Raw genomic sequence first — 4,764 nt, 5'->3', positions numbered from 1 at the left:
CGACGACTTCTTCGCCCTCGGCGGCCACTCCCTGCTGGTGATCCGGCTGGCAGAGGCCCTGCGGGCACGCGGCGTATCGGTGGCGGTGCGGACGCTGTTCCAGACGCCGACCCCGGCCGGGCTGGCCCTGGCCCGAGGCGCGGAGCAGGTATCCGTGCCAGAGAATCTGATCCCGGCCGGTGCGAGCGAGATCACCCCGGAGATGCTGCCGCTGATGGACCTCAGCTCGGAGGAGGTCGCGCGGATCGTCGCAACCGTCGACAGCGGCGCGGCGAACATCGCCGACGTCTACCCGCTCGCCCCGCTGCAGGAAGGCCTGCTCTTTCACCACATGCTGGCGGAGGGCGGCGACGATGCCTATGTGCTGCCGGCCGTCCTCGAGTTTGACACCCGCGCGCGGTTCGACGAGTTCCGGGCCGCCCTGCAGCGGGTGGTGGACCGCCATGACATCCTCCGCACGGCCATCGTCTGGGACCGGCTGCGCGAGCCCGTCCAAGTGGTGTGGCGCACCGCCCGGCTATCCGTCTCCGAGGTGACCCTGGACCCGCAGGGCGCCGACCCGGTCACGGAGTTGGTGGAGCGCGTCGGCTCGGCCATGGACCTGGGACAGGCGCCGCTGCTCGACCTGCACCTCGCGGCCGTGCCCGGTGGCGACCGCTGGCTCGGCCTGCTGCGGATGCACCACATGGTCCAGGACCACACGGCGATGGAGGTGCTGCTGTCCGAGGTCGAGGCGTTCCTCGTGGGGCGTGGCGGCGAGTTGGCCGAGCCACTGCCGTTCCGTAACTTCGTCGCCCAGTCCCGGGCCGGGGTCGGTACCGGTGAGCATGAGCGCTACTTCGCGGAACTGCTGGGTGATGTGACCGAGACGACCGCACCCTTCGGCATGGCCGACGTACGCGGCGACGGCGCGGAGATGGTCCGCGCGGCCGTCGCGTTCTCCTCCCAGCTGGACGACCGGCTGCGCGAGGTCTCCCGTCGGCTGGGTGCCAGCGCGGCGACCGTGATGCATCTGGCCTGGGCGCGGGTGCTGGGCGTGATCAGCGGCCGGGACGACGTGGTGTTCGGTACCGTGCTGTTCGGCCGGATGAACGCCGGTGTCGGATCCGAGCGTGTGCCCGGTCTGTTCATCAACTCCCTCCCGGTGCGCGTCCGCACGGCCGACATCGGGGTTCTGGAGGCAGTGTCCGCGATGCGTGGGCAGTTGGCCGGGCTGTTGGAGCACGAGCATGCCCCGCTCTCGCTGGCCGTCCAGGCCAGCGGCATCACGGGCGATGCACCGCTGTTCTCCGGGATGCTCAACTACCGCCACAACAGCGGTTCGAAGGCGGAACGGGATGCGGACGGCCGACGTGACGGAGAGGTCGAGGGCATTCGCACGGTGTTCTCCCGGGAACGGAGCAACTACCCACTGGTTGTCCTGGTGGACGACGACGGCGACGGCTTCCGGCTGGCGGTCGACTCGATCGCACCGATCGATCCGTACGCGGTCGGCGTGATGGTGCGCACCGCGGCGGAGAACCTGGTGTCGGCCCTGGAGACGGCGCTGGACGGCGGTCGTTCGCTGCCGCTGAACACGGTCGGTGTCCTGGAGGCCGAGCAGCGCCACCGGGTGCTGGACGAGTGGAACGACACCTCGACCGGTGTCGTGCCGGCCACCGTCCCGGCGCTGTTCGAGGCCAGGGTGGCACAGGCCCCGGAGGCGATCGCGGTGGCGGACGCCGATGCCGAGGTGTCGTACGCCGACCTGGACGCGCGGGCCAACCGGCTGGCGCGGATGCTGGTGGGCTGGGGTGTCGGCCCCGAGTCGGTGGTCGCCGTGGTGATGGAGCGCGGGATCGACCTGGTCGTCGCCCTGTTGGGCGTCCTCAAGGCGGGCGGCGCCTATCTGCCGGTCGACCCGGAGTACCCGCAGGAGCGCATCGCGGCGATGCTCCAGAACTCACGGGCGTCGATCGTGCTGTCCGCCGGTGACTGTGCATCGGTGGTGCCGGGGACGGCGCTGGTCATGGAGCTGGACGAGCCGCCGGTCGCCCGCAGGATCGCCGCGATGGACGGCACCGCGCTGACGGACGCCGAACGGGTCGCGCCGCTCCGGCCCGCCCACCCCGCGTACATGATCTTCACCTCGGGCTCGACCGGTGTGCCCAAGGGCGTGGTGGTCACCCACACCGGTGTTGCGAGCCTTGCGGCGACACAGATCGAGCAGTTCGGAGTGGGCGCAGGCAGCTGCGTGCTGCAGTTCGCCTCGCCCGGCTTCGACGCGGCGACCTGGGAACTGGTGATGGCGCTCTGCACGGGCGCACGACTGGTGGTCGCCACGGCCGAGGAACTGCTGCCGGGCACCGGCCTCGCCGACGTCGTGGCGCGCCATGACGTGACGCACCTGACCGTGCCGCCCGCCGTCCTGGCCGTACTGGAGCCGGCGGACCTCGCCCCGGTCACCACCTTGGTGTCGGCCGGGGAGGCGCTCGGCACCGAACAGCTCGCACGCTGGTCGCCGGGCCGCAGGTTCGTCAACGCCTACGGGCCGACCGAGACGACCGTGTGCGCGACGATGTCCGCCCCGCTCGCGCAGGGTGACGAGCCCGGCATCGGCACGCCGATCTCCGACACCCGGGTCTACGTCCTGGATGATCGGCTGGAGCCCGTCCCCTCCGGGGTCGACGGCGAGTTGTACGTGGCCGGTGCCGGACTGGCGCGCGGCTACGTCAACCGGCCGGGCCTGACGGCCGAGCGCTTCGTCGCCCACCCGTTCGGTCACGACGGCGAGCGGATGTACCGCACCGGCGACCGGGTGCGCTGGACGGCGGACGGCCGGCTGGTGTTCGCCAACCGTGCCGACGACCAGGTGAAGATCCGTGGCTTCCGTATCGAACCGGGCGAGATCCAGGCATCGTTGAGCGGCCACCCGCTGGCAGCCCAGGTGGCCGTGGTCGTCCGTGAGGACACTCCCGGCGACCGTCGGCTGATCGCTTACGTGGTGCCTGCCGAGCGGCCGGCCGGCGAGAGTGACTCCGAAGTCGCCGAAACCCTGAGGAAGTTCGCCGCGCAGCGGCTGCCCGACTACATGGTGCCGGCGGCGGTGGTGGTGCTCGACGCGCTGCCGCTGACGGTCAACGGCAAGCTCGACCGCAAGGAACTGCCCGCCCCGGACTATGCCCGCACCACCGGACGGGAGACGGCCACGCTCCTGGAGGAGATCCTCTGTGGGGCCTTCGCGGAGGTTCTGGGCGTCGGCACGGTCGGCGTGCACGACGATTTCTTCAACCTCGGCGGCCACTCGCTGCTCGCCGTTCGCCTGCTCAGCCGGATCCGGGCCGTGCTCGGCGTCGAGGTGTCGCTGCGGACGCTTTTCGACGCGCCCACGGTGGCCGAACTCGCCGCCCATCTCACCGAGGCCGGTGCGGCCCGGCCGGCCCTGACCACCGGCCCGCGGCCTGAGCGGCTGCCGCTCTCGTACGCGCAGCAGCGGCTCTGGTTCATCGGCCAGCTGGAAGGCCCGAGCGCCACCTACAACATTCCTATGGCGGTGCGGCTGTCGGGCGAGGTCGACCGCGAGGCGCTGAGTGCGGCCCTGCGGGACGTGATCGGGCGGCACGAGGTGCTGCGGACGGTGTTCGCGGTGGCCGACGGTGAGCCGTACCAGAGTGTGCTGGAACTTGGCGACCTGGACTGGGAGCTGCACGCGAACTCGCCTGCGAACGCGGCGGAGCTGGACCGGGAAATTGCCGAGGCGGCCGGGTACGCCTTCGACCTGGCGGCCGAACTTCCCATTCGGGCCACGCTGTTCTCGCTCGGCGCGACGACCGCGGAGCACGTGCTGCTCGTCGTGGTCCACCACATCGCGGGCGACGGCTGGTCGGCCGGCCCCCTGGCGCGGGACCTGTCGACCGCGTACGCGGCGCGGAGCGAGGGCCGCTCGCCCGAGTGGGAGCAGCTGCCCGTGCAGTATGCCGATTACGCGCTCTGGCAGCGCGACCTGCTCGGCGACGAGGCCGACCCGGAGAGCGTCCTCGCCCGCCAGGTCTCCTACTGGCGCAACACGCTGGCAGACGCTCCGGAGGAGCTGCAACTCCCGACCGACCGCCCGCGCCCCGCTGTGGCTTCCTACCAGGGCCACATCGTGCCGTTGGAGATCCCGGCGGACGCGCACGCGCGACTCGCGGAGCTGGCCCGCGCCGAGGGCGTAACCACGTACATGGTGCTCCAGACCGCGCTGGCCATACTGCTGTCCAAGCTGGGCGCGGGCACCGACATCCCGATCGGCACGGCGAACGCCGGCCGGACGGACGCGGCGCTCGACGACCTGGTCGGCTTCTTCATCAACACCCTGGTCGTGCGCACCGATCTGTCGGGTGACCCGACCTTCCGCGAGGCCCTGCGTCGCGTGCGGGAGAACAGCCTGTCCGCCTTCGCGCACCAGGATGCGCCGTTCGAGAGGCTGGTGGAGGAGCTGGCACCGACCCGGTCCCTGGCCCGGCACCCGCTGTTCCAGGTCATGCTGACCGTGCAGAACAACGCGGCGGCGGTGCTGGATCTCCCCGGGGTGGTGGCCACGGGGCTGCCTGTGGGGGCCTCCCCGGCGAAGTTCGACCTGGACGTCACCCTGGGCGAGGTGTTCGACGCGTCGGGCGCGCCGGCGGGCCTCCGCGGAGAGGTGATCGCGGCGGCGGACCTGTTCGGGGTGGAGTCCGCCGAGCGGATCGCGGCGCGGTTCGCCCGGCTGCTCCAGACGCTCGGAACGACGCCTGAGATCCGCTT

The 4,764-nt window shown here is 71.6% G+C and carries 1 protein-coding gene; it reads left to right on the top strand.

Going from position 1 to position 4,764, the window contains the following annotated elements; genetic code table 11:
* Nucleotides 1-4,764: non-ribosomal peptide synthetase (locus GA0115254_RS42215; protein ID WP_141721008.1), on the top strand; the 4,764-nt coding region annotated here is incomplete at both ends.

The sequence above is a fragment of the Streptomyces sp. Ncost-T10-10d genome (assembly GCF_900091955.1).
GTDB lineage: Bacteria > Actinomycetota > Actinomycetes > Streptomycetales > Streptomycetaceae > Streptomyces.
The sequence above is the reverse complement of the archived record's forward strand: the minus strand, read 5'-3'. Positions and strand labels throughout refer to the sequence as shown.